General features: G+C 68.8%; 21 protein-coding genes and 1 tRNA gene. 10 read left to right on the top strand and 12 right to left on the bottom strand.

Annotation, left to right across the window (positions count from 1 at the left end; translation table 11 throughout):
• Positions 1 to 47: 47 nt before the first annotated feature.
• Together ABIS05_RS12015 and ABIS05_RS12010 are read right to left on the bottom strand one after the other, a co-directional pair.
• On the bottom strand, positions 48 to 1,418 hold the full coding sequence (locus ABIS05_RS12015) for a sorbosone dehydrogenase family protein (RefSeq protein ID WP_348012576.1): 1,371 nt from the start codon (positions 1,416 to 1,418) through the stop codon (positions 48 to 50).
• Positions 1,419 to 1,473: 55 nt separating this feature from the next.
• A complete protein-coding gene (locus ABIS05_RS12010; protein ID WP_348012575.1) occupies positions 1,474 to 1,896 on the bottom strand; it encodes a CBS domain-containing protein in 423 nt (140 codons plus the stop codon).
• 104 nt (positions 1,897 to 2,000) lie between these two features.
• Here ABIS05_RS12010 and ABIS05_RS12005 point away from each other — a divergent pair, with 104 nt between their 5' ends.
• The 3 genes from ABIS05_RS12005 to ABIS05_RS11995 all read left to right on the top strand — a co-directional run bounded on the left by ABIS05_RS12005 (position 2,001) and on the right by ABIS05_RS11995 (position 4,930).
• Positions 2,001 to 3,662 (top strand): ATP-binding protein, encoded by a 1,662-nt coding sequence (locus tag ABIS05_RS12005; protein WP_348012574.1) that lies wholly within the window; start codon positions 2,001 to 2,003, stop codon positions 3,660 to 3,662.
• A 313-nt stretch (positions 3,663 to 3,975) separates the two neighbouring features.
• Positions 3,976 to 4,170: a CsbD family protein gene (locus ABIS05_RS12000; protein ID WP_348012573.1), complete on the top strand. Its 195-nt coding sequence runs from the start codon at positions 3,976 to 3,978 to the stop codon at positions 4,168 to 4,170.
• A gap of 91 nt (positions 4,171 to 4,261) precedes the next feature.
• A complete protein-coding gene (locus ABIS05_RS11995; RefSeq protein WP_348012572.1) occupies positions 4,262 to 4,930 on the top strand; it encodes an OmpA family protein in 669 nt (222 codons plus the stop codon).
• A gap of 26 nt (positions 4,931 to 4,956) precedes the next feature.
• Here ABIS05_RS11995 and ABIS05_RS11990 read toward each other — a convergent pair whose 3' ends face one another.
• Both ABIS05_RS11990 and ABIS05_RS11985 read right to left on the bottom strand, forming a co-directional pair.
• The gene (locus ABIS05_RS11990; protein WP_348012571.1) at positions 4,957 to 6,171 is read right to left on the bottom strand and encodes a hypothetical protein; all 1,215 of its coding nucleotides are present in this window, start codon (positions 6,169 to 6,171) and stop codon (positions 4,957 to 4,959) included.
• A gap of 57 nt (positions 6,172 to 6,228) precedes the next feature.
• Entirely contained in the window at positions 6,229 to 6,966 is a 738-nt protein-coding gene (locus tag ABIS05_RS11985; protein WP_348012570.1) for a siderophore-interacting protein, read from the bottom strand.
• Here ABIS05_RS11985 and ABIS05_RS11980 point away from each other — a divergent pair.
• The gene (locus tag ABIS05_RS11980) at positions 6,965 to 7,483 is read left to right on the top strand and encodes a MarR family transcriptional regulator (RefSeq protein WP_348012569.1); all 519 of its coding nucleotides are present in this window, start codon (positions 6,965 to 6,967) and stop codon (positions 7,481 to 7,483) included. The genes ABIS05_RS11985 and ABIS05_RS11980 overlap by 2 nt on opposite strands.
• Positions 7,484 to 7,547: 64 nt before the next feature.
• Here the strand turns inward: ABIS05_RS11980 and ABIS05_RS11975 are convergent.
• The 4 genes from ABIS05_RS11975 to prfB form a co-directional block, all read right to left on the bottom strand.
• Positions 7,548 to 7,623: transfer RNA gene (locus ABIS05_RS11975), tRNA-Thr, on the bottom strand.
• Between the two features lie 38 nt (positions 7,624 to 7,661).
• Complete coding sequence (locus ABIS05_RS11970; RefSeq protein WP_348012568.1) at positions 7,662 to 8,672, bottom strand: class 1 fructose-bisphosphatase; 1,011 nt, start codon at positions 8,670 to 8,672, stop codon at positions 7,662 to 7,664.
• Positions 8,669 to 11,338, bottom strand: coding sequence for an aminopeptidase N (gene pepN, locus ABIS05_RS11965; RefSeq protein WP_348012567.1), 2,670 nt, complete (start codon positions 11,336 to 11,338; stop codon positions 8,669 to 8,671). The genes ABIS05_RS11970 and pepN overlap by 4 nt, the downstream gene beginning before the upstream one ends.
• A gap of 58 nt (positions 11,339 to 11,396) precedes the next feature.
• Positions 11,397 to 12,501 (bottom strand): peptide chain release factor 2 gene (gene prfB, locus ABIS05_RS11960; protein WP_348012566.1). Its coding sequence is split into 2 segments (ribosomal slippage): positions 11,397 to 12,419 and positions 12,421 to 12,501, totalling 1,104 coding nucleotides; the frame shifts between segments, so codons are not numbered across the junction.
• Between the two features lie 137 nt (positions 12,502 to 12,638).
• Between prfB and ABIS05_RS11955 the strand changes: the two genes are divergently transcribed.
• The gene (locus tag ABIS05_RS11955; RefSeq protein ID WP_348012565.1) at positions 12,639 to 12,887 is read left to right on the top strand and encodes a DUF4212 domain-containing protein; all 249 of its coding nucleotides are present in this window, start codon (positions 12,639 to 12,641) and stop codon (positions 12,885 to 12,887) included.
• Positions 12,888 to 12,912: 25 nt separating this feature from the next.
• Here the strand turns inward: ABIS05_RS11955 and ABIS05_RS11950 are convergent, their stop codons facing one another.
• A complete protein-coding gene (locus ABIS05_RS11950) occupies positions 12,913 to 13,809 on the bottom strand; it encodes an alpha/beta hydrolase (RefSeq protein WP_348012564.1) in 897 nt (298 codons plus the stop codon).
• A 43-nt stretch (positions 13,810 to 13,852) separates the two neighbouring features.
• Between ABIS05_RS11950 and ABIS05_RS11945 the strand changes: the two genes are divergently transcribed.
• The 5 genes from ABIS05_RS11945 (at position 13,853) to ABIS05_RS11925 (ending at position 18,539) form a co-directional block, all read left to right on the top strand.
• Positions 13,853 to 14,383: a GNAT family N-acetyltransferase gene (locus ABIS05_RS11945; RefSeq protein ID WP_348012563.1), complete on the top strand. Its 531-nt coding sequence runs from the start codon at positions 13,853 to 13,855 to the stop codon at positions 14,381 to 14,383.
• Positions 14,384 to 14,396: 13 nt separating this feature from the next.
• Entirely contained in the window at positions 14,397 to 15,212 is an 816-nt protein-coding gene (locus tag ABIS05_RS11940) for an AraC family transcriptional regulator (protein ID WP_348012562.1), read from the top strand.
• Positions 15,213 to 15,246: 34 nt separating this feature from the next.
• Entirely contained in the window at positions 15,247 to 16,275 is a 1,029-nt protein-coding gene (locus tag ABIS05_RS11935; RefSeq protein ID WP_348012561.1) for a serine hydrolase, read from the top strand.
• Positions 16,276 to 16,340: 65 nt separating this feature from the next.
• Positions 16,341 to 18,041, top strand: coding sequence for an AMP-binding protein (locus tag ABIS05_RS11930; protein WP_348012560.1), 1,701 nt, complete (start codon positions 16,341 to 16,343; stop codon positions 18,039 to 18,041).
• Positions 18,042 to 18,086: 45 nt separating this feature from the next.
• Positions 18,087 to 18,539, top strand: coding sequence for a GyrI-like domain-containing protein (locus ABIS05_RS11925; RefSeq protein ID WP_348012559.1), 453 nt, complete (start codon positions 18,087 to 18,089; stop codon positions 18,537 to 18,539).
• A gap of 83 nt (positions 18,540 to 18,622) precedes the next feature.
• On the opposite strand, the gene ABIS05_RS11920 is transcribed toward ABIS05_RS11925, so the two are convergent.
• Genes ABIS05_RS11920 through ABIS05_RS11910 form a run of 3 tightly spaced genes read right to left on the bottom strand, consistent with a single transcriptional unit; the run spans position 18,623 to position 20,238 of the window.
• Positions 18,623 to 19,276, bottom strand: a complete 654-nt coding sequence (locus tag ABIS05_RS11920) for a hypothetical protein (RefSeq protein WP_348012558.1) — start codon at positions 19,274 to 19,276, stop codon at positions 18,623 to 18,625.
• Positions 19,273 to 20,004, bottom strand: a complete 732-nt coding sequence (locus tag ABIS05_RS11915; protein ID WP_348012557.1) for a DUF2987 domain-containing protein — start codon at positions 20,002 to 20,004, stop codon at positions 19,273 to 19,275. The genes ABIS05_RS11920 and ABIS05_RS11915 overlap by 4 nt, the downstream gene beginning before the upstream one ends.
• A gap of 6 nt (positions 20,005 to 20,010) precedes the next feature.
• Positions 20,011 to 20,238 carry a helix-turn-helix transcriptional regulator gene (locus ABIS05_RS11910; protein WP_348012556.1) on the bottom strand — a complete coding sequence of 76 codons (228 nt, stop codon included), beginning with the start codon at positions 20,236 to 20,238 and terminating at the stop codon, positions 20,011 to 20,013.
• Positions 20,239 to 20,347 lie beyond the last annotated feature (109 nt).

The raw sequence follows: 20,347 nt of genomic DNA, 5'->3' as shown, positions 1-20,347 counted from the left end.
CTTGGGAGCGGCCCGGCGCTCGGCCCGAATGCGCCGCTTGAGAAGGCTCAGCGTGGCGCCACGCGCCACACCACGTTGCCCACATCGTCAGCCACCAGCAGCGCGCCCTTGGTGTCGATGGCCACGCCTACCGGCCGGCCACGGGCTTCGCCCTCGGGGCTGAGGAAGCCGGTGAGCACGTCCACCGGCAGGCCCTGCGGCCGGCCATCTGCAAAGCCGACGTAGACGACCTTGTAGCCCGCCGCCGGCTTGCGGTTCCATGAGCCGTGCATGCCGATGAAGACGCCACCCGGCGCGGCACCCGCCAGCGCGGCCGGCAGCGGGCTGGCGCCTGCGGCGGTGAGGCCGAGGGCGGCCACGTGCGCGCCGAGCGCGTAGTCCGGCGCGAGCGCGCGGGCGACGAGGTCGGGGCGCGGCGGCTTCACCCGTTCGTCCACGTGCGGGCCGTACCAGCTGTAGGGCCAGCCGTAGAAGGCGCCGTCATGCACGGCGGTCAGGTAGTCGGGCACGAGGTCGCTGCCGAGCTCGTCGCGCTCGTTGGCCACGGTCCATAGCACGGTGGGCGTTTGGCTGCCGGGCCCGGGCAGCCAGGCCATGCCGTTGGGGTTGCGCAGGCCGGTGGCGAAGAGGCGCTTTGCGCCGCTGGCGCGGTCGATCTCCCAGATGGCGGCGCGGCCTTCTTCGGCTTGCATGCCGTTCTCGGCCACGTTGCTGTTGGAGCCGACCGTGGCATAGAGGTGCCGGCCATCGGCGCTGGCAATCAGGCTCTTGGTCCAGTGGTGGTTGCGGGTGCCGGCCGGCAGGTCCGTCAGCTTGCGGCCCGGGCCATCGAGCTTTGTCTGCCCGTCCGCGTAGGCAAACTCCAGCACCGCGTCGGTGTTGGCGACGTAGAAACGGTTCCCCACCACGGCCATGCCGAAGGGCGAGTTGAGGTTCTGCGCGAACACCTCGCGCACCTCGGCGCGGCCGTCGCCATCGGCATCGCGCAGCAGCGTGATGCGATTGGCGCTGGGCACGGCGGCGCCCGCGCGTTTCATGAACAGCTTCTGCACCCAGGCCTTGATGCCCTTGCCGTCGTCCGGCCGTGGCGGCGCATTGCTCTCGGCCACCAATACGTCGCCGTTGGGCAGCACCTGCAGCCAGCGTGGATGGTCCAGCCCGGTGGCGAAGGCCTGCACTTGCAGCCCGGTGGCCGGAGTCGGCGTCTGGCCGTCCTTCCAGGGGCTGGGCTTGGCCACGTTGACGGTGGGCAAGAGGGTCTGCACCGGCGCGACGAGCGCGGGCTGGGTTCCGACATCGGCATTGGCCGGCAGGCGGGTGCTTTCGCCGCAGCCGCTGAGCGCGGCCGTCAACGAAAGGAGGGCAGGAAGGGCTGAAAGGGCAGGAAAGGCCGTGGAGGCCGGATATTGAAGAGGCATGCATGTCCAGGGCACGGGGTGTGCCCGGTCCCTCTGCGGCGCTTCGAGCGCCCTCTCAGCCTGCTGCGGGCTGGGAGATCTCGCGCACGGCGCGGTCGATGTGGCCGCTCTCCCGCACCGCCAGGTCACCCAGCGAGAGGATGCCGACGAGGCGCTGATCGGCGTCCACCACTGGCAGGCGCCGCACCTGGCGTTCGCCCATCAGCCGCTTGGCCTCGTCGCTGTCCTGTTCAGGCGAGCAGGTGTCCACGCCGGGGCTCATGATGTCGGACACGCAGGCTTGATCCGGGTTCAGGCCGGCGGCTATGCCGCGCACGATGATGTCGCGGTCGGTCAGCATGCCCAGCAGCCGCTCGCCGTCGCAGACGGGCAGGGCGCCCACGTCGAGCTCCTGCATGGCTTGGGCGGCGCGGCGCAGGCTTTCCTGCGGTTGGATGGTGGTGACGTCGGTGGACATGATGTCGGCGATGCGGGCCATGGTGGTCTCCAGAGTTGTCGGGTCGCGTGGCAAGGCGGGTGCCGGGCACGCGGCGTGCTGTGAAACTGCAATCAATTGACAGGGCCGGAGCCCAGGAGGCCTACATGACCGAAGAACACGCCGACGGCGCAAACTCCCACGGGCTGAGCCCGCTGGAGAGCAGCCGCCATGAGCGCGCGGCGACGCTGCAGGCTCTGCTGCACGGCGTGCGTGACTACGCCATCTACACCATCAACCCGCAAGGGCTCATCAGCTCCTGGCACCGCGGCGCGGAATTGCTGAAGGGCTACTCGGCCGAGGACGCCGTGGGCATGCCTTTCGCCGACCTCTTCACCGCCGAGGACCGCGAGCGCGGGCAGCCGGCGCTGGAGCTGCGCGTGGCGGCCGAGCGGGGTGAGTACAAGGGTGAGGGCCAGCGGCTGTGCAAGGACGGCAGCCGCATCGAGGTGGCCGTCGTGCTGACCGCGCTGCGCGGCCCGAACGGTGAGCTGCTGGGCTTCCTGAAGTTGACGCAGAACATCTCCGCCCGCCGCGCCGAGGAGCGCGCCCGCGAGGAGGCCTTGCGCGCCTCTCAGGTGGCCCGCGCCGAGGCCGAGCGTGCCAGCCACCTCAAGGGCGAATTCCTGGCCACGCTGTCGCACGAGCTGCGCACGCCGTTGTCGGCCATCCTCGGCTGGGCGCACGTGCTGGAGCGCGGCACCTTTGATGCGGACACGCTCAAGCACGGGCTGGACGCCATCTCGCGCAACGCCCGGCTGCAGGTCCAGCTCATCGAGGACCTGCTGGACATGACCCGCATCGAGTCGGGTCAGCTGCGGCTGGACCGCCAGCGCATCGAGCTCGACGGCATCCTCGCCACCGCCATCGACTCGGCCTTGCCCACCGTCACCGCCCGCGGCCTGGTGCTGCACACCAGCTTCGGTACTGAGAGCGGCTGCTGGGTCATGGGTGACCCAGCAAGGCTGCAGCAAGTCATCGCCAACTTGCTGGACAACGCCATCAAGTTCACGCCGCGTGGCGGCCGTATCGACGTGGCACTGGGCATCTCCGACGGGCAGGCCGTCATCACCGTGAGCGATACCGGCAAGGGCATCGCGGCCGATTTCCTGTCAAGGCTGTTCGAGCGTTTCCAGCAACATGACGCGACGACGACGCGCCGCCATGGCGGCCTAGGCATCGGCCTGGCCATCGTGCGGCAGCTCGTGCTGCTGCACGGCGGCGATGTCAAGGCGCGCAGCGATGGCCCTGGGCACGGCGCCACGTTCACGGTCAGCCTGCCCATCGCGCCCGACCTGCGCGCCGCAGCGTCACCGGCCGGCAGCGCCGCTGCGGCGGGTGGCTCGCCGAGCAACTCGGCGCTGGCCGGCGTGCATGTCCTGCTCATCGACGACGAGGCCGACTTGCGCGCCGTGACTGCCCACATGCTGGAGGGGGCAGGCGCCCGCGTCACCGTGGCCGCCAACGCCGAGGACGGCCTGCAGCTACTGAAGCAGGGGCTGCCGTCCGTGCTGCTGAGCGACATTGGCATGCCGGGGCAGGACGGCTATGAGCTGATCCGCCGCGTGCGTGCGTTGCCGGCCGAGGCCGGCGGCCACACACCTGCCGGCGCCTTCACTGCCTATGCAAGCCGGGAGGACAGCGAACTCGCGCTGAGCGCCGGCTACCAGCTCCATCTGGCCAAGCCGGTGGCGCCGCACACGCTGGTGGCCGCCGTCGCACAACTCGCGGCGACGGCCGTTCCCGTGCTTCAGTGGAAGAACAGGTAGACCAGCAGCAGCACGATGCCCGGAACGCCGAGCAGCCAAGCGAGGAAGTACTTGCCCATGGTTTTCTCCTGGAAAGAAGTGTTGATGGCTCAAGCATCGGCGAGCAGCAATGAGCCGGGGAGCAGACGACGCCCGACGCCGACGTAGGACGGTTGGCCGTGCGCGTAACTTCCCAGTTAGCAGTCAAACCCGCCGTAGGACTTGACCCACTGGCAGACAGGGCGATCTCCGGCCCTGCCGCCGCCCGCCGCCACCTACTCTGAAGTCAGACCGAGAGGCATCCCGCTTCACGGCCCATGCAAAGGAGCACGACATGAACAGCGACCAAGTGAAGGGCAGCGTCAAGGACGTGGCCGGCAAGGTGCAACGCAAGGTGGGTGAAGCCATCGGCAGCACCGACCAGCAGGTCAAGGGTGCCGCCAACCAGATCGAAGGCAAGGCCCAGAAGGCCGTTGGCGATACCAAGGAAGTCTTCAAGGACGTGCACGCGACCACGCGCACGATCTAACGCTTGCAGCGCAGAAGGCCGCCGCGCCCCAACGGGCCGGCGGCCTTTTCTTCGGAATCAGCTTCAGCTACTTTTCCCCCAGGAGACCTGCATGAATTTCACCCCCTCTACTTCCCTCCGCCGCAGCGGCGTCGTGGCGCTTGCCGCCGCGCTCGCTTTCACCGCCGGCTGTTCGTCCATGAGCGAGCGTGAACGCGGCACCGCCCAGGGCGCCGGCGTCGGCGCCGTGGCCGGTGCCGTCATCGGCTCCGCCACCGGCGGCAGCACGGGCCGCAGCGCCGCCATTGGCGGCGCGCTCGGCGCGGTGGCCGGCAACCTGTGGTCCAAGCACATGGAAGACAAGCGCGAGGCCCTGGCCCGCGCCAGCCAGGGCACCGGCGTCGAGGTGGCCCGCACCGACGACAACCGACTCAAGCTCAACGTGCCCAGCGACGTGTCCTTCGACACCGGCCGTGCCGACATCCGGCCGCAGATGCGCCCGGTGCTCGACGAGATCGGCCGCAACCTCGACGCCAACGTGCGCGTGACCGTCGTCGGCCACACCGACAGCACCGGCAGCGACCAGATCAACGACCCGCTGTCTCGCGAACGCGCGCTGGCCGTGCGCGACTACCTGGGCGCCCGTGGCATCTCATCGTCGCGCGTCAGCATTGCGGGCCGTGGCTCGCACGAGCCGGTGGCCAGCAACGACACCGAGGGCGGCCGCGCGGCCAATCGGCGGGTGGAGATCTTCCTGTCCGAGCCCGGCACGGCAGGTTGAGGCGTTGGGGCGGTCTTCCTGTGTGGTCAGTCCAGGCTGGCCAAGGCCGCGAGCGCTTGCAGCGCGGCGCGGTCGGGGAACCGCCTGACCCGGTAGCGCACGGGGATGTGCGCGGTCCGCTCCATCAGGTGCCCGAAGTGCTCCAGCACCGTCGCCCACGCCAGGCGGGTGTGCCAGGTCTCCTCGCCGTCGCGGTAGAGCAGCACGATGCTCTGGGCCTGCGGCAGCAGCGTGCCGATACCGTCCGACCACACCGAGTAGCTCGTCAGCGGCTCGCCGTCCTTCTGCATCAGCGTGTAGCTGGCCACGAAGAGGTCGATGTTCTGCGCCTCGTGCTGGCCTTCCAGCACCTGCCGCTGGCCTTCGTAATCCTCGGCTTGGCTGCGCACGAGCATCTGCGCCTGTCGCGCTGCGGCTTTGCCCGACAACTCGAAGCGGGTCCACGTCGTGCCTTGCAGGCGCACCAACTCGAACGAGACCCAGCGGCCTTGCCCGTCCAGCGCGTCGTGGGCGATCTTTACGACCTGCTCGATGCCGGAGGCGTTGGACGCCGAAGTCACCAGCAGCGCATTGCGGAACGGCGCCATCGCCACCGGGTCGGCAATGCCCAGCCGGTAGATGAGGTCGGGCAGCAGCAGGCGCGAGCTTTCGTAGGTGTCGCCCCAGGCACCGCTCCAGACGCCCGGCGCAATCTCCGACCAGCCGCCGTGCTCGGGCAGGCCGCGCAGGTTGTCCAGCGCGTCCTGTAGCGCCTGCTCCCAGGAGACGCCCCATTCGGTCAGCGAGCGCTCCTGCACGTACATCATGGAGTTCGGCAGGTCGATGACCAGGGCGACGATGAGGTCCGCGACCAGCGGGCGCTGTGCGGCCTCGGAGCCCGGCGGCGCGTCGGCGCCAGCGGTGCTCAGCCGGGCGATGCCCATGCCACCTGTGGACCGCACAACCGGCATGATCTTGGGCCTGGCCTCGGCGTAGCGGGTCGGCATCGCGTCGTCGACGAGCAGGCTGGCGAGGAATTTGTTCAGCAGGGCCTGGCGCTCGCCGCGTGGCGTCTGCTCGTATTCACGACGCAGGTTGCTCAAGGAGAGGGTGTGCACGCCGCCGCGTCGGCTGGCCTTCATCTCCAGGCGTTCGGGAAACGCCTTGATGTCGGTGCAGCCCTGGCCCTCCAACCAGCGCGTGACGTCCTGGATCAGGATCTCGAGGGTGGGGCGGCCGAGGAGGCGGTCGAGGAATGACATGCGGGCATTTTGTAGATCCCCGGCGCCCCAGTTGTCGCCCCGACGTGGGACATTCTTCTATGCCTCCAGCGTCTCATGGAAGGCTTCGGCGCCGGCCTTCCAGTAGGCAGCCACTTTCAGCGCCTCCTTGGTCAGGCCCTTGGCCACCAGCAGCGGCCGCACGGCAGCCATCGCGGACGCCTCGCCCGCGGCCCAGGCAAAGCCTTCGCCCTCAGGCAGCGTCAGTGCGGCGACGGCGGCTTGCAACTCTGCGGTTGTCTCCACCCATTGCACTTGCATCTGCTCAGGAAACAACCGGCGGTCTGCGGCGTCGTCGACCTGCAGCAGCGCAATGACGCGCGCCTCGGGCGGCAGCTCTTCAAGACGGCGATGCACGGCCGGCAGCGCAGTGGCGTCGCCGATGAGCAGGTGCCAGTCATAGTCGACCGGGATGACCATGGAGCCGCGCGGCCCGGCCACGACGAGGCGTTGGCCGACGGCCGCTTGCCGTGCCCAGTCGGAGGCTGCGCCGCTGCCGTGCAAGGCGAACTCGAGGGTCAGCTCGAGGCGCTGCACGTTGAAGCTGCGCGGCGTGTAGTCGCGGCGCGCGGGCTCGCCTGGCGTGTCGTCGAAGAAGACCTTGACGTGGTCGTCGAAGGAGTCGGAACGGAAGTTGGCCAGCGAGTCGCCATGCAAGGTGATGGCGACGAAATGCGGGCTCAGTCGTTCAACGCGTGTGACTTCCAGATCACGCCGGTGCAATTCATGGCGGATGCGTTGGATGCGGCGAAGGGGAGGGCTGGCAAGGTCGGACATGGTGGTGGGGTATTGGTTGATAATGTCATCCATCATGCGTAAACAAGTTGATATTGTCAACAATAAATCTAACCTGGCCGAGGAGGTCGTGGAGAGCGTCCATCAGGTCATGCATCAATTCCGCTCGCTGCAGTTCCGAGCGCTGAAGGATGGGGCGCATGACCTGAGCCACATGGAGGCCAAGACGCTCGGCTTCTTCGCCTCGCGGCCGGGGGCGACGCAGAGCGAGCTGGTGCAGCACGCGGGGCGCGACAAGGGCCAGGTGGCGCGCTTGATTGCGGGTCTGCGCGAACGCGGTTTGCTGGAAGCCAGCGCCGACGCAAGCGACAAGCGCAGCGTGCGCCTGCAGGTCAGCGCATCGGGCAAGGCCTTGCAGCAGCAGGTGCGCAAACAGGCGCAACGGGTGTCGACGCAGGCCGTCAGCGGATTGGACGAGGCGGAGTGCCGGCAACTGCTGGCCCTGCTGGCCAAGTTGCGCGAGAACCTGACGCAGGACGGTGCTGGGAACGGCCTCTGAGCTTGACGCCGTGAGCGCCAGAAAGACAAAGGGCCTGATCTTTCGATCAAGCCCTTTTCTGTTCTGGTGCCGGCAAGAGGAGTCGAACCCCCGACCTTCGCATTACGAATGCGCTGCTCTACCAACTGAGCTATGCCGGCCTTGACCGTGAAGTCAGCCCAAGAGTATAGCGACTCTTTTAGTCGGCTTCCCGGTGGTAGGCGGCGATGCGCTCGACCTCGTTCTTGGAGCCCAGCACCACGGCCACGCGTTCGTGCAGCTTGCCGGGCTTGAGGTCCATGATGCGTTCGGTGCCGTTGGTCGCCGCGCCGCCGGCCTGCTCGACGAGGAAGGCCATCGGGTTGGCCTCGTAAAGCAAGCGCAGCTTGCCGGGCTTGTCGGGCTCGCGCTGGTCCCACGGGTAGAGAAAGACGCCGCCGCGCGTGAGGATGCGGTGCACGTCGGCCACCATGCTGGCCACCCAGCGCATGTTGAAGTCCTTGCCGCGCGGGCCGGTGGAGCCGGCCAGGCAATCGTCGATGTAGCGCTTCACCGGCGGGGCCCAGTGGCGCATGTTGGACATGTTGATCGCGAATTCCTTGGTGTCGTCCGGGATCTTGACCTGGTCCTGCGTCAGCACCCAGGAGCCGGTCTCGCGCTCCAGCGTGAAGACGGCCACGCCGTCGCCCACCGTCAGCACCAGCGTACTTTGCGGGCCGTAGACGCAGTAGCCGGCCTCCGCCTGCTGCTTGCCGGGTTGCAGGAAGTCTTCTTCCGCCACGCCGCGCGAATGGCCCACCTTGCGCAACACGCTGAAAATGGTGCCGATGCTGACGTTCACGTCGATGTTGGACGAGCCGTCGAGGGGGTCGAACAGCAGCAGGTATTCGCCCTGTGGGTAGCGGTTGGGCACGACGTAGATGCCGTCCATCTCCTCGCTGGCCATGGCCGCCAGGTGGCCGCCCCATTCGTTGGCTTCGATCAGCACCTCGTTGGCGATGATGTCGAGCTTCTTCTGCACCTCGCCCTGCACGTTCTCGCTGCCGGCGCTGCCGAGCACGTCACCCAAGGCGCCCTTGTTGACGGCGATGGCGATGCGCTTGCAGGCGCGCGCGACGATCTCGATCAGCAGCCGCAGCTCCTGCGGGATGTGGCCGTGTTCGCGCTGCTGTTCGACGAGGTATTGGGTCAGGCTGGTCTGGCGGCTCATGCTGGGTTTCCTGAGGCTAGGGCGCGTTCGACGATCTCACGCACGTCACTGGACAGGTCCGGTTTGGCGGCCACGCGGGCGATGGCTTCGCGGGCGGCGCTGCGATAGGGCTCGGCCAGCTGGGCCCAGCGGTCCATCGCGCGGGCAACGCGGCTGGCGAGCTGCGGGTTGATGGCGTCCACGGCCAGCACCTGCTCGGCCCAGAACACATAGCCCGCCGCATCGCTGCGGTGGAAAGCGGCCGGGTTGGCCATGCACAGCGCCGCCAGCAGGCTGCGCGCGCGGTTGGGGTTCTTCAGCGTGAAGTCGGGGTGCTTCACGAGCGCCTTGACGCGGGCGAACACGCGGCCGTTGCTCTCCGGCGCGCGGGCCTGCAGCGCGAACCATTTGTCGACGACGAGGGCGTCGTCCTTGAACAGGGCGTGGAAGCGCTCCAGCGCCGGTGCGGCGAGCTCGGCGCCGGCGTTGACGAGGGCCGCCAGCGCGCCCATGCGCTCGGTCATGTTGGAGGCGTCCTTGAAGCGCTGGTAGGCGCGGCCGGGCCACACCGCGTCGCCCGTCGCCTGCGCGTCCAGCACGAGCATGGACAACGCCAGGTTGGCCAGCGCGCGCTTGCCCGATGAGACCGGATCGGGCGTGTAGCCGCCCGCGATCTGGTTGGCCTCGAAGGCGGCGGCCCAGTCGTCGCGCAGGGCGCTGGCGAGCTGTTGTTGAGCGGCCATCACGGCGGCGTGGATGGCCTGCGGGTCGACGACGTCGAGCTGCTCGGCGATGTAGGCCTCGCCGGGCAGCGTCAGCGCCAGTTCCTTGAAGGCCGGGTCCAGCTCGGCGTGGTTGAGCACGCCGCGCATCGCGTCGATGAAGATCGGGCTCAGCACCAGCGGCTGGCCGGCCCGCAGCGCGTGCAGGATGCGGTTCAGCGCCAGGCGCTGGCCGGCTTCCCAGCGGTTGAAGGGGTCACTGTCGTGGCGCATCAGCACCAGCAGCGCGGCGTCGGAGAGGCCGTCGTTCAGCACGACCGGCGCCGAGAAGCCGCGCAGCAGCGACGGCACGGGCTCGCTGGCGATGCCGTTGAAGACGAAGGTCTGCTCGGCCTGGTCGAGCACCAGCACCTGCTCGGTTTTGCCATCTGCGTCCAGCGGCAGCGCCAGGCCGTGGCGGTCCAGCAGGCCCATGACGATGGGGATGACCTGGGGCTGCTTGTTGCTCTGGCCCGGGGTGGCGGGCGTCTGCTGCGTCAAACGCAGCGTGTAGGCCTGCGTGGCGGCGTCGTACTCGCCGTGGGCGGTCACGCGCGGGGTGCCGGCTTGCGAGTACCAGCGCTTGAAGGTGTCCAGGCGCGTGGTGAGATCCGAGCCCGGGTTGGCGTCGGCTATTGCCGCAGCGAAGTCGTCGCAGGTCACGGCCTGGCCGTCATGCCGCTCGAAGTAGAGCTTCATGCCCGCCTCGAAGCCGGTGCGGCCCACCAGCGTCTGGTACATCCGCACCACCTCCGAGCCCTTCTCGTAGACGGTGGCGGTGTAGAAGTTGTTGATCTCGCTGTAGCTGTCCGGCCGCACCGGGTGGGCCATCGCGCCGCTGTCCTCGGGGAACTGCACCGCGCGCAGCTGGCGCACGTCCTGGATACGGCAGACGGCGCGGGCGCTTGGCGTGCCGGCCATGTCCATGCTGAATTCCTGGTCGCGGAAGACGGTCAGGCCTTCCTTCAATGACAGCTGGAACCAGTCGCGGCAGGTGACGCGGTTGCCGGTCCAGTTGTGGAAATACTCGTGGGCGACGATGGACTCGATGCGGTGGAAGTCGGCGTCCGTCGCCGTGGCCGGCGAGGCGAGCAGGGCGGACGTGTTGAACACGTTCAGGCCCTTGTTCTCCATCGCGCCCATGTTGAAGTCGGACACGCCGACCACCATGAAGCGCTCTAGGTCCAGCGGCAGGCCGAAGCGCGCTTCGTCCCAGACCATGGAGGCGATGAGGCTGTTCATCGCGTGCTCGGTCTTCTCCAGGTCGCCACGGCGCACGTAGACCTGCAGCAGGTGGTCCTTGCCGGCACGGGTGCGCACGCGCTGCTCACGCGCGACGAGGTCGCCGGCGACGACGGCGAACAGGTAGCTGGGCTTGGGGAAGGGGTCGGCCCAGACGGCGAAGTGGCGGCCGTTGTCCAAGCTGCCGCTGCTGGTCAGGTTGCCGTTGGACAGCAGGATGGGGTACTTGGTGGCGTCGGCGCGCAGCGTGACCGTGTAGACGGCCATCACGTCCGGGCGGTCCAGGAAGTAGGTGATGCGGCGAAAGCCCTCGGCCTCGCATTGCGTGAAGAAGCTGCCGCCCGAGGTGTACAGGCCCGACAGAGACGTGTTCTTGTCCGGGCAGATGGTGTTGCGGATCTCGAGCGCGAAGTCCGCGTCCGGCGCGCCCTCGATGATCAGCTCGTGGCCTTCCTGGCGAAACGACACCGAGGCACCGTCGATCAGCACGCGCAGCAGGTTCAGCTCCTCGCCATGCAGGCGCAGCGCGCCATGCGGCACGGCGCGGTTGCGCTCGATCTGCATCTTGCTCGTGACCAGGGTCTTGGCCGGGTCGAGGTCGAAGGTCAGGTCGACCTTGCGGATCCAGAACGCCGGCTGCTGATAGTCCAGGCGTTGGATCGTGGGAGCAGTGCCTTCACGCATGAGGGGCTTCCTTGGGGGTCGGGGAAAAGAGAAGGGGCCGCGCTGGCGGCCCCAGGGATCAAACGCCCTGCTTGAGGGACTCGGTGATGAAGGGGTCGAGATCCCCGTCCAGCACCTTCTGCGTGGCAGACGTTTCGTAGTTCGTGCGCAGGTCCTTGATGCGGCTCTGGTCCAGCACATAACTGCGAATCTGGTGGCCCCAGCCGACGTCGGTCTTGGTGTCTTCCAGCGCCTGCTGCTCGACCATGCGCTTCTTCATCTCGTGGTCGTACAGGCGCGAGCGCAGGCGCTTCCAGGCGACGTCGCGGTTGCCGTGCTGGCTGCGGCCGTCCTGGCACTGCACGACGATGCCGGTTGGGATGTGCGTCAGGCGCACCGCCGAGTCGGTCTTGTTGATGTGCTGGCCACCGGCGCCGCTGGCGCGGAAGGTGTCGGTGCGCACGTCGGCCGGGTTGATGTCGATCTCGATGCTGTCGTCCACCTCGGGGTAGACGAACAGCGACGCGAACGACGTGTGGCGGCCGCCGGAGCTGTCGAACGGGCTCTTGCGCACCAGGCGGTGCACGCCGGTCTCGGTGCGCAGCAAGCCGAAGGCGTACTCGCCCTCGACCTTGATGGTCGCGCTCTTGAGGCCGGCCACGTCACCGGGGGTCTCGTCTTCCAGCGTCGTCTTGAAGCCCTTGCGCTCGCAGTACTTCAGGTACTGGCGCAGCAGCATGCCGGCCCAGTCGCAGGCCTCGGTGCCGCCGGCGCCGGCCTGGATGTCGACGAAGCAATTCAGCGGGTCGGCCGGGTTGTTGAACATGCGGCGGAACTCGAGCTCCTCGATCTTCTCGCGCAGCTTGGCCCCGTCGGCCTCGATGCCCAGCATGCCGGCTTCGTCGCCTTCCTCGCGGCTCATCTCGAACAGCTCGACGTTGTCGGCCAGCGAGCTGGTCAACAGCGTGATCGTCTCGACCACGGCCTCCAGCGTGCGCTTTTCCTTGCCGAGTTCCTGGGCCCGCTTCTGATCGTTCCAGACGTTCGGGTTCTCCAGCGAGGCGTTGACCTCGTTCAGTCGCAGTGCTTTGCGATCGAAGTCAAAGATACCCCCTTAGCGCGTCGGTACGCGCTGTGAGGTCGGCCAACGAGTTGCCAATTTGGTTGATGTGTTCGATGTCCATGACAGTCGTTCTACTTCTGGGAAAAGGCGGATTTTCTCTCAAGAGAGAGACGGGCCGTTCCCGAGGTCTCTTGACCCCCTCGGGGGGCCTGACGCGCCGCGGCAGGTTCGGGGGCATCTGTGCGCCAGAATCAGCTCATGAAGGAAGCACCCCCCGACGACTACTGGCGCCGCACGCGCCACCTGACGGTCTGGCTGCTGCTGGCCTGGGGGCTCGTCGCCTTCGTGCCGGTGTTCTTCGCTCGCGAGCTCAGCGTCGAGGTGTTCGGCTGGCCGCTGGCCTTCTGGCTGGCGTCGCAAGGCGCGCTGCTGGGCTTCTGCGCCATCGTCATCGTCTACGCGTGGCGCATGAGGCGGCTCGACGAGGAGTTCAGCGCGGAGCCTTGAGGGTCCAGCGTCACGAGTTTGACGTTCAGGCCAGAAAGGGCTCAAGCACGGCGGCCAGCGCCTCGGGTTGGTCGTGGTGCAGCATGTGGCCGGCGTCCTGCAGCACGGCACGTGCAAGACCTGGCACCAGCGCCAGGCGGGCCTCGAAGTCCTCGCGTGGGAAGCGGCCGCCCCAGAAGCGCGTCAGCTGGTCGTCGCTGCCTTCGACCCACAGCGTCGGCGCCGTGATCCGCTGCCAGCAGGCCAGCACTTCGGCCTTGCGATAGAGCATGGGGTTGGCGAGCTTGTGGGCGGGGTCGGCGTTGAGCAGGAAGCCCTCAGGCGTCTCACGCGCCCAGTGGCCGGCCAGCCAGGCGGCTTTGTCCTGCCCCAGTCGGGGGTTGTTCTTGCGCAGGCGCTCGGCCACGTCGGCCAGCGTGGCGTAGGGACGCAGCGAGGGAGGGTCCTTCAACTCGTCCAGCCAGCGCGCCAGGCGCTCGGGCGCGGCGGCAGGCGACACGTCGGGCATGCCGAAGCCTTCGAGGTTGACGAGGCGGCGCACACGCGCTTGGCGAACCCCGGCGTAGCTCATCGCCACGTTGCCGCCCATGCTGTGGCCGAGCAGGTCGACGGGCGCGTCGGGGCTTAGCGCGTCGAGCAGGGCGTCGAGGTCGCCGAGGTAGTCGGGGAACCAGTAGCTGTCGCTGCCCGAGGCCGCGCTGAGGCCGAAGCCGCGCCAGTCCAGCGCGATGACCTCGCGGTCCTGCTCGAGCGCGTCGACGACGAACTGGAACGACGCGCCGACGTCCATCCAGCCATGCACCATGACCAGCGGCGGCTCGCCGGCTCGCGGCTGGCCCCAGCGCAGGACGTGGTGCCGCAGGCCGCGCAGGGTCAGGAATTCATCGCAATGCGGGCGACGTGGCGTGTAGATATGGGGCATTTCCGCACTGTAGGACACGGCAGTCAGCCGACAATGGCGCACCATGCCCCCATCCCGCCACGACATCCGCGCCGCCGAGCCGCGCGACTTGCGCACCATCGTCCAGTTGATCAGCGAGCTCGCCGAGTTCGAGAACCTGACGCATCTGCTCGAGGTCACGCCCGACAAACTTGAGGTCCATCTCTTTGGCGATTCGCCGGTGGCCGAGTGCATGGTGGGCGAGGTGGAGGGCGAGGTCGTCGCCTTCGCGCTGTTCTACACAAACTTCTCGACCTTCCTCGCCAAGCCGGGCCTCTACCTGGAAGACCTCTACGTGCGCCCCGCCCACCGCCGCAGCGGGCTGGGCCGCGGGCTGCTCGTGCACCTCGCCCAGATCGCCTGCGAGCGCGGCTACGGCCGCTTCGACTGGACCGTGCTGAACTGGAACGAAGACGCCATCCGCTTCTACGAGAAGCTGGGCGCCGACGTGATGCCCGAATGGCGCATCTGCCGCCTGACCGGCGACGCACTGGAGCGCTACAGCGACGGCGACCGGCCGAGCATGTGGTCGCCGTCCGCCTGGCTGGGGCTGTAGGCCGGCAGCCTGCATGCGGCTCAGGCATGCCCAGTTCTACGGCCACTTCGAGGTGCGTTGCGACGTAGCGGGCTTCAGCCTGGCGCGGCTCCATGCGCTGACCCCCGCCCACCTCGTCGCGCCGCATGAGCATGAGGACGGGCATTTCATCGTCGTGCTGGCAGGCCGCTACCGCAGCAGCGCGCGCGGCGTCGACACGTTGCTGGGCCCCGGCGACGTGCTGTGGAACCCGCCGGGCACGCGCCACGCCGACACCTTCGTCGACCTCGGCGGCCGCTTCGCCGCGCTGAGCCTGGGCGCGCAGCAGGTGGCCGATCTTGCGTTGCTGGACGGCGGTGCGCGGCGTCTTGATGCCGGCGCGCAGCGGTTTGCGCAAAGCCTGGCGCTGCAGCCTGCGGCCTTCGACCTGGGCGGCCTGCTGGAGATCGAAGGCCGCTGCCGCCAGCTCTGCGCCTTGAGCCGGACCCGGCCGCTGCGCGAGGAGCGCGCGGTGCGCCAGGCCCGCGAGCCCGCCTGGCTGCGGCGTTGCATGGAGCAACTGGTGGACGACTGCGAGCGACCCTTGCGCCTGGCCGACCTGGCCAGCGCGGCGGGCGTGCATCAGGTGTCGCTGTCGCGCGCCTTCCGGCGCCATTACGGGCTGTCGCCGGGCCAGTTGCAGCGGCGCGCGCTGCTGAACCGCGCCGCCCGCCTGCTGCGCGATGGGCGCGCGATTGCCGATGTCGCGGCCCAGCTCGGCTTTGCCGATCAGAGCCATTTCACACGGCTGTTCCGCGCCGAATACGGCTGCGCACCTGCGGCCTGGCTGCGTGGGTTCAAAACGTTCTAGACGCCGGCCACCGCGCTGGCGAGCATGTGGCCCCATGAGATTCCTGCGCGTTCTGACCCTACTTGTCGCGCTTCCCGCGCTTGCCGCCATTCCGGCCGTTCCCGCCCCACAGCCCGATGACCTCGCGGCGTTGGAGGCACTGCCCGGCGCTACCAGCGTGCTGCTGCAGCGCGACGGCCGCGTGCTGGTGGAGCTTTACGCGCGCGGCGCCGCTGCAAGCACGTTGCATGACACGCGCTCGGTCGGCAAGTCTGTCACCGCGCTGCTGGTGGCTGCCGCGGTGCAGGACGGCCTGCTGACGCGCGACACGCCGGTGTTCGTTGCGTTCGCGGCCGAACGGCCCATCTCCCACGATGGCCCGGCCAAGCAGGCCATCACGGTGGAAGACCTGCTGACCATGTCGTCAGCGCTCGACTGCGACGACAACCTCGATGCCAGCCCCGGCAACGAGGAGAACATGTACCCGCAGCCACGCTGGCTTCGCTGGGCGCTGGACCTGCCGACGCGGGACGTGCCGCGCGAAGCGCCTTGGGCCTACTGCACCGCCGGTGCCGTGTTGCTGGGTCAGTTGCTGCAGCGCCGCGTGCCCGGCGGGCTGGAGGCTTACGCGCAACGCCGCCTGTTCGAGCCCCTCGGCATCGGCCCCTGGCAGTGGCACCACTCGCCCACCGGCGAAACCATGAGCGGCGGCGGCCTGCGCCTGCGAACCCGCGATTGGGCGGCGCTGATGCAGATGCTTCAGCAGCGTGGCCGGCCCGTGCTCGCACCGGCGCAGGTCGACAGCCTGCTGCGCGTGCGCCGCACGACACCCTTCGGCATGGACTACGGCGAGCTGTTCTGGCGACGCGATTTCGAGCTGCACTGCGGGCGTTTCAGCGGCTGGATGATGGCCGGCAACGGCGGCAACCTCATGGTCATGCTGCCGTCGCTGGGCGCGGTGGTGGCGCTGACGCGCACCCACTACAACCAGCGCGGCATGCATCAGCAGAGCTGGGCCTTCACGACGGCACTGCTGGAGCGCCACGCCTGCCCCAGCGTGCCGAAAGCGGTCCCCCCGGGGTAGCACTGACTTCGCGGCCGGGCCCGCTGGCTAGCATTCGCCCCCTTTGTCCCAACCCGGGGTGGCCCATGCAAGACCGTTACGAGCAACTGCACGCCGCCTTCCACTGGCAGGTGCCGAGCGACTTCAACATCGCCGAGGCCTGCTGTGGCCGCTGGGCGCGGGACACGCCCAAGGCCACGGCCATCTACTTCGACAGCGAGAGCGGCTGCCGCGCGCAGTACAGCTATGCGCAGCTGCAGCGCGCGGCCAACCGCCTGTCCAACGCACTGCTGAACCAGGGCGTGCGGCGCGGCCACCGCGTGGCCATCCAATTACCGCAGCGCTTCGAGACGGCCGTGGCCCACATCGCCATCCAGCAGATCGGTGCGGTGGCGATGCCGCTGTCCATGCTCTTCGGCGCCGAGGCGCTGGAGTACCGCCTGCAAGACAGCGGCGCGGTGCTGGCCATCGCGGCCTGCGAGGCGCTGCCAGCGCTGCGCGAGGTCAAGGCGCGTTGCCCGACGCTGCGGCGCATCCTGGTCGTCGGCGAATGCACAGCGGAGTGCGATGAACTGCCGTGGATGCAAGCCCTGCAGGCCGAGGAGGCGCGCTTCAAGCCGGTGGCCACCCAGGCGGGCGATGCGGCCATCCTGATCTACACCAGCGGAACCACCGGCAACCCCAAGGGCGCGCTGATCCCGCAGCGGGCGCTGATCGGCAACCTGACGGGCTTCATCGCGAGCCAGAACTGGCTAGGCTTCGATCCGTTCGATGCCCGGCAGCCCAGCGATGCCGTTTTCTGGAGCCCTGCCGACTGGGCATGGACTGGGGGCTTGATGGACGCCTTGCTGCCCACGCTCTACTTCGGCCGGCCCATCGTGGCCTGGGAGGGGCGCTTTTCGGCCGCCAAGGCCTTCGAGCTGATGGCGGCGTATGGCGTCACGCACGCCTTCCTGTTCCCGACGGCGCTCAAGGCCATGATGAAGGCCGAGCCTCGGCCGCAGCGCCACAAGCTCAAGCTGCGCGCGTTGATGAGCGCTGGCGAAGCGGTGGGTGATGCGGTGTTCAGCTGGTGCCGCGACGCTTTAGGCGTGCCGGTCAACGAGATGTTCGGCCAGACGGAGATGAACTACGTCGTCGGCAACTGCCAGGCGCTGTGGCCGGCCAAGCCCGGCAGCATGGGCCGCGCCTACCCGGGCCACCGTGTGGCCGTCATCGACGACGACGGCCGCGAGTGCGCACACGGCGAGAGCGGCGAGGTGGCCGTGCACGCGCGCGACCGCCACGGCGTGCCCGACCCGGTCTTCTTCCTCGGCTACTGGAACAACCTGGCCGCGACGCAGGCCAAGTTCACCGGCGCCACCGACGACAGTTGGTGCCGCACTGGCGACCTGGCGCGCAGCGACACGGACGGGACGCTCTGGTACGAGTGCCGTGCGGACGACGTCTTCAAGAGTGCCGGCTACCGTATCGGCCCTGGAGAAATCGAGAACTGCCTGCTCAAGCACCCGGCCGTGGCGAACGCGGCCGTCGTGCCAAAACCCGATGCCGAGCGCGGCGCGCTGGTCAAGGCCTATGTCGTGCTGGCCGATGGGCACAAGGGTGACGAGGCGCTCGTCAAGACGCTGCAGGCCCATGTCAAGGCGCGGTTGGCGCCCTACGAGTACCCTAAGGAGATCGAGTTCATCGACGCCCTGCCGATGACGACGACCGGCAAGGTGCAGCGCCGCGTGCTGCGGCTGCTTGAAGCGCAGCGTGCGTCGGCATCGCCGTTGAACGCGGGCTGAAGGGCTGTCGAAAACGGTCGCCGTCGTTAACTTCAGGACTCCACCATGACCCTCAACATCGTCGACCGCCCCGCCGTCACCGTCGTCGGCCTGCAGATCCGCACCCTGCCGAGGTCGCCGCAGATTCCGGCGCTGTGGCCCCGCTTCGTCGCGCGCATCGGCGAGATCGCGCACCCGGCCGAGGCTCAGGTTAGTTATGGCGTTATGCAGTCGGTGGACGGTGCGCTCGAGTACATGGCCGGCATCGCCGTCACGTCGGCCGCCGCCGTGCCGCCCGGCATGACGGTGCAGCAGCTGCCGGCCGGGGCTTACGCCTGCTTCAGCTACCCGCTGTCCGGGCTGGGCGCGGGCTTCAGCGAGATCTATGAGCGGCTGCTGCCCGAGTCCGGCTACGTGCAGCGCCCGGGCCCGTCTTTCGAGCGCTACGGCCCGGACTTCTGCCCGGATGAACCGGCCTCGCTGGTCGAGATCTGGCTGCCAGTGGCGCCGAAGGCCTGACGCGGGGTTGCGCGGCTGGGGCATTGAACCTGCCGCCCAGATGTTCGGTTATGTCGCTCGTGCCTGTTCGAGACGCGTACCGCTCATCTGCATTTGTAGGGCTTGCCCATCATCCTGGCGGCGCGCGGCGCCACGTTGCCGTTGAAGGGGTCCGTGTCGGAGATGCGCGAGCGGAAGAGCTCGACGCAGGTGTTGCCGCGCCGCATGACGGTGCGGTGCTCGCCCAGCGCGCCCACGGCCTGGACGTTGTTCTCGCTCGTGTGCTCCTCCACCCACGCGCCCGCGCCGCCGGTGGCGTCCGCGATGCGGTCCTCCAGCGTCAGCTTGGGCGTGTTGCTGCGCGGGTCGCTCAGCGCCGGGTTGCGCGCCGTGGCGGACGACGCGCCGTAGCCGGGCGGCAGCGTCAGGCGCAGCGTGGTGCGGGGCGGCTCGGTGGGCGGCGCGGCGGGGGTGGCTGGCGTGAGGGGCGCGGTGATGGCCGCGTCGGTCGGGGCGGTGGCGTCGATGCTGAAAGGCAGCGGCGTGATGACAGGCGCTGCGGCCGGGTTGGCGGAAAGCCGCATGGGCTCATCGGCAGGTGGCGGCGGCGGCCTCAGCTTGGGCAGGATCAACCTGACCGTGGTGGCGCGCCGCACCGGCTCGTCATCGAGCCCGCGTGGCCGGTGCAGCCACAGCGCCGCCAGCAGCGCGGCATGCAGCGCCACGACGAGGATGCGCGCGGCCCAGCGGTGGTTCACCGGCTCTGCAGCTTCACGCCGAGCTTGGTGCCGGCCGGTGGCAGCAGGCGGGCCGCATCGGGCCAGTTCTCCTGGCCGGTCAGCACGGCGCAGGGGCGGCTCTTTTCCCCCTTCTTCGCGCCGAACTCGCGCTCGCCTGCGGCCTGCGGCAGGGGCAGGCCGAGCAGCTTGCCGTTCTCCTGCCACTCCAGTTCCCAGGTCGGCGTGGGGCTGCAGATGAGCACGCCCTCGACACGCGGGAACAGCCAGCGCAGGTACCAGGGCAGCAGCTCTTCACGCAGCGTGTGGGCCACGCGCATGATCTGGCGCACCTTGGCCATGTCGAGCTGCTCGGGTGGCGTGGTCAGCTCCAGGCTGCCCTGCACGGCCATCTGGCCCTTGGGCACGTTGGTGGCCAGGTCGGCCGTCTTGGCCTCGGCCTCCGGCAGCACGGGCAGGTCGAAGCGGCCTTCGGCATCGAGCTTGAGCGGGTAGTCGGTGTCGTCGCTGCGCACGACCATGCGCACCTCCGACAAGGGCCGTTTGGTCTTCTCGGCATTGACCTTGAAGTCCATGCGGAACAGGCCCTCGCCGTGCTGGCGCAGCTTGCTGAGCAGGCTGTTGATCTGGCCATAGGGCAGCACGCCGCCGTCGCGCTTGAGTTCGGTCCTGACGGTGGGCAGGACTTCGGTCTGGGCGTGGACGGCCGTGCTGGCCAGGACGAGGCTGAGGAGGAGGGGTTTGTTCACGGGGGTTCAGGTGTCTTCGGGCGGCTCGGGGCCGGGCTCCCAGGCGAGCAGGTCGCCGGGCTGGCATTGCAGGACTTCGCAGATGCGCGACAGCGTGTCGAAGCGCACGCCGCGCACCTTGCCGCTCTTCAGCAGCGACAGGTTCGCCTCGGTGATGCCCACGCGCTCGGCCAGCTCACGCGAACGCATCTTGCGGCGCGCGAGCATGACGTCGAGGGTGACGACGATGGGCATGTCAGCGGCGCTCGGTCGAGGGGCAGTAGGGACTTTGCGGGCCGAGCGCCGGGCTGCCATGGGCCAGAGGCCCATGGCCTGTCGTAGGCACAAGCAGTCCGCAGGGACT

Origin of the sequence: Roseateles sp. (assembly GCF_039929605.1) — a bacterium.
Lineage (GTDB): Bacteria > Pseudomonadota > Gammaproteobacteria > Burkholderiales > Burkholderiaceae_C > Pelomonas.
Note: the sequence above shows the minus strand (reverse complement) of the source record. Positions and strands in the feature narration are given on the sequence as shown.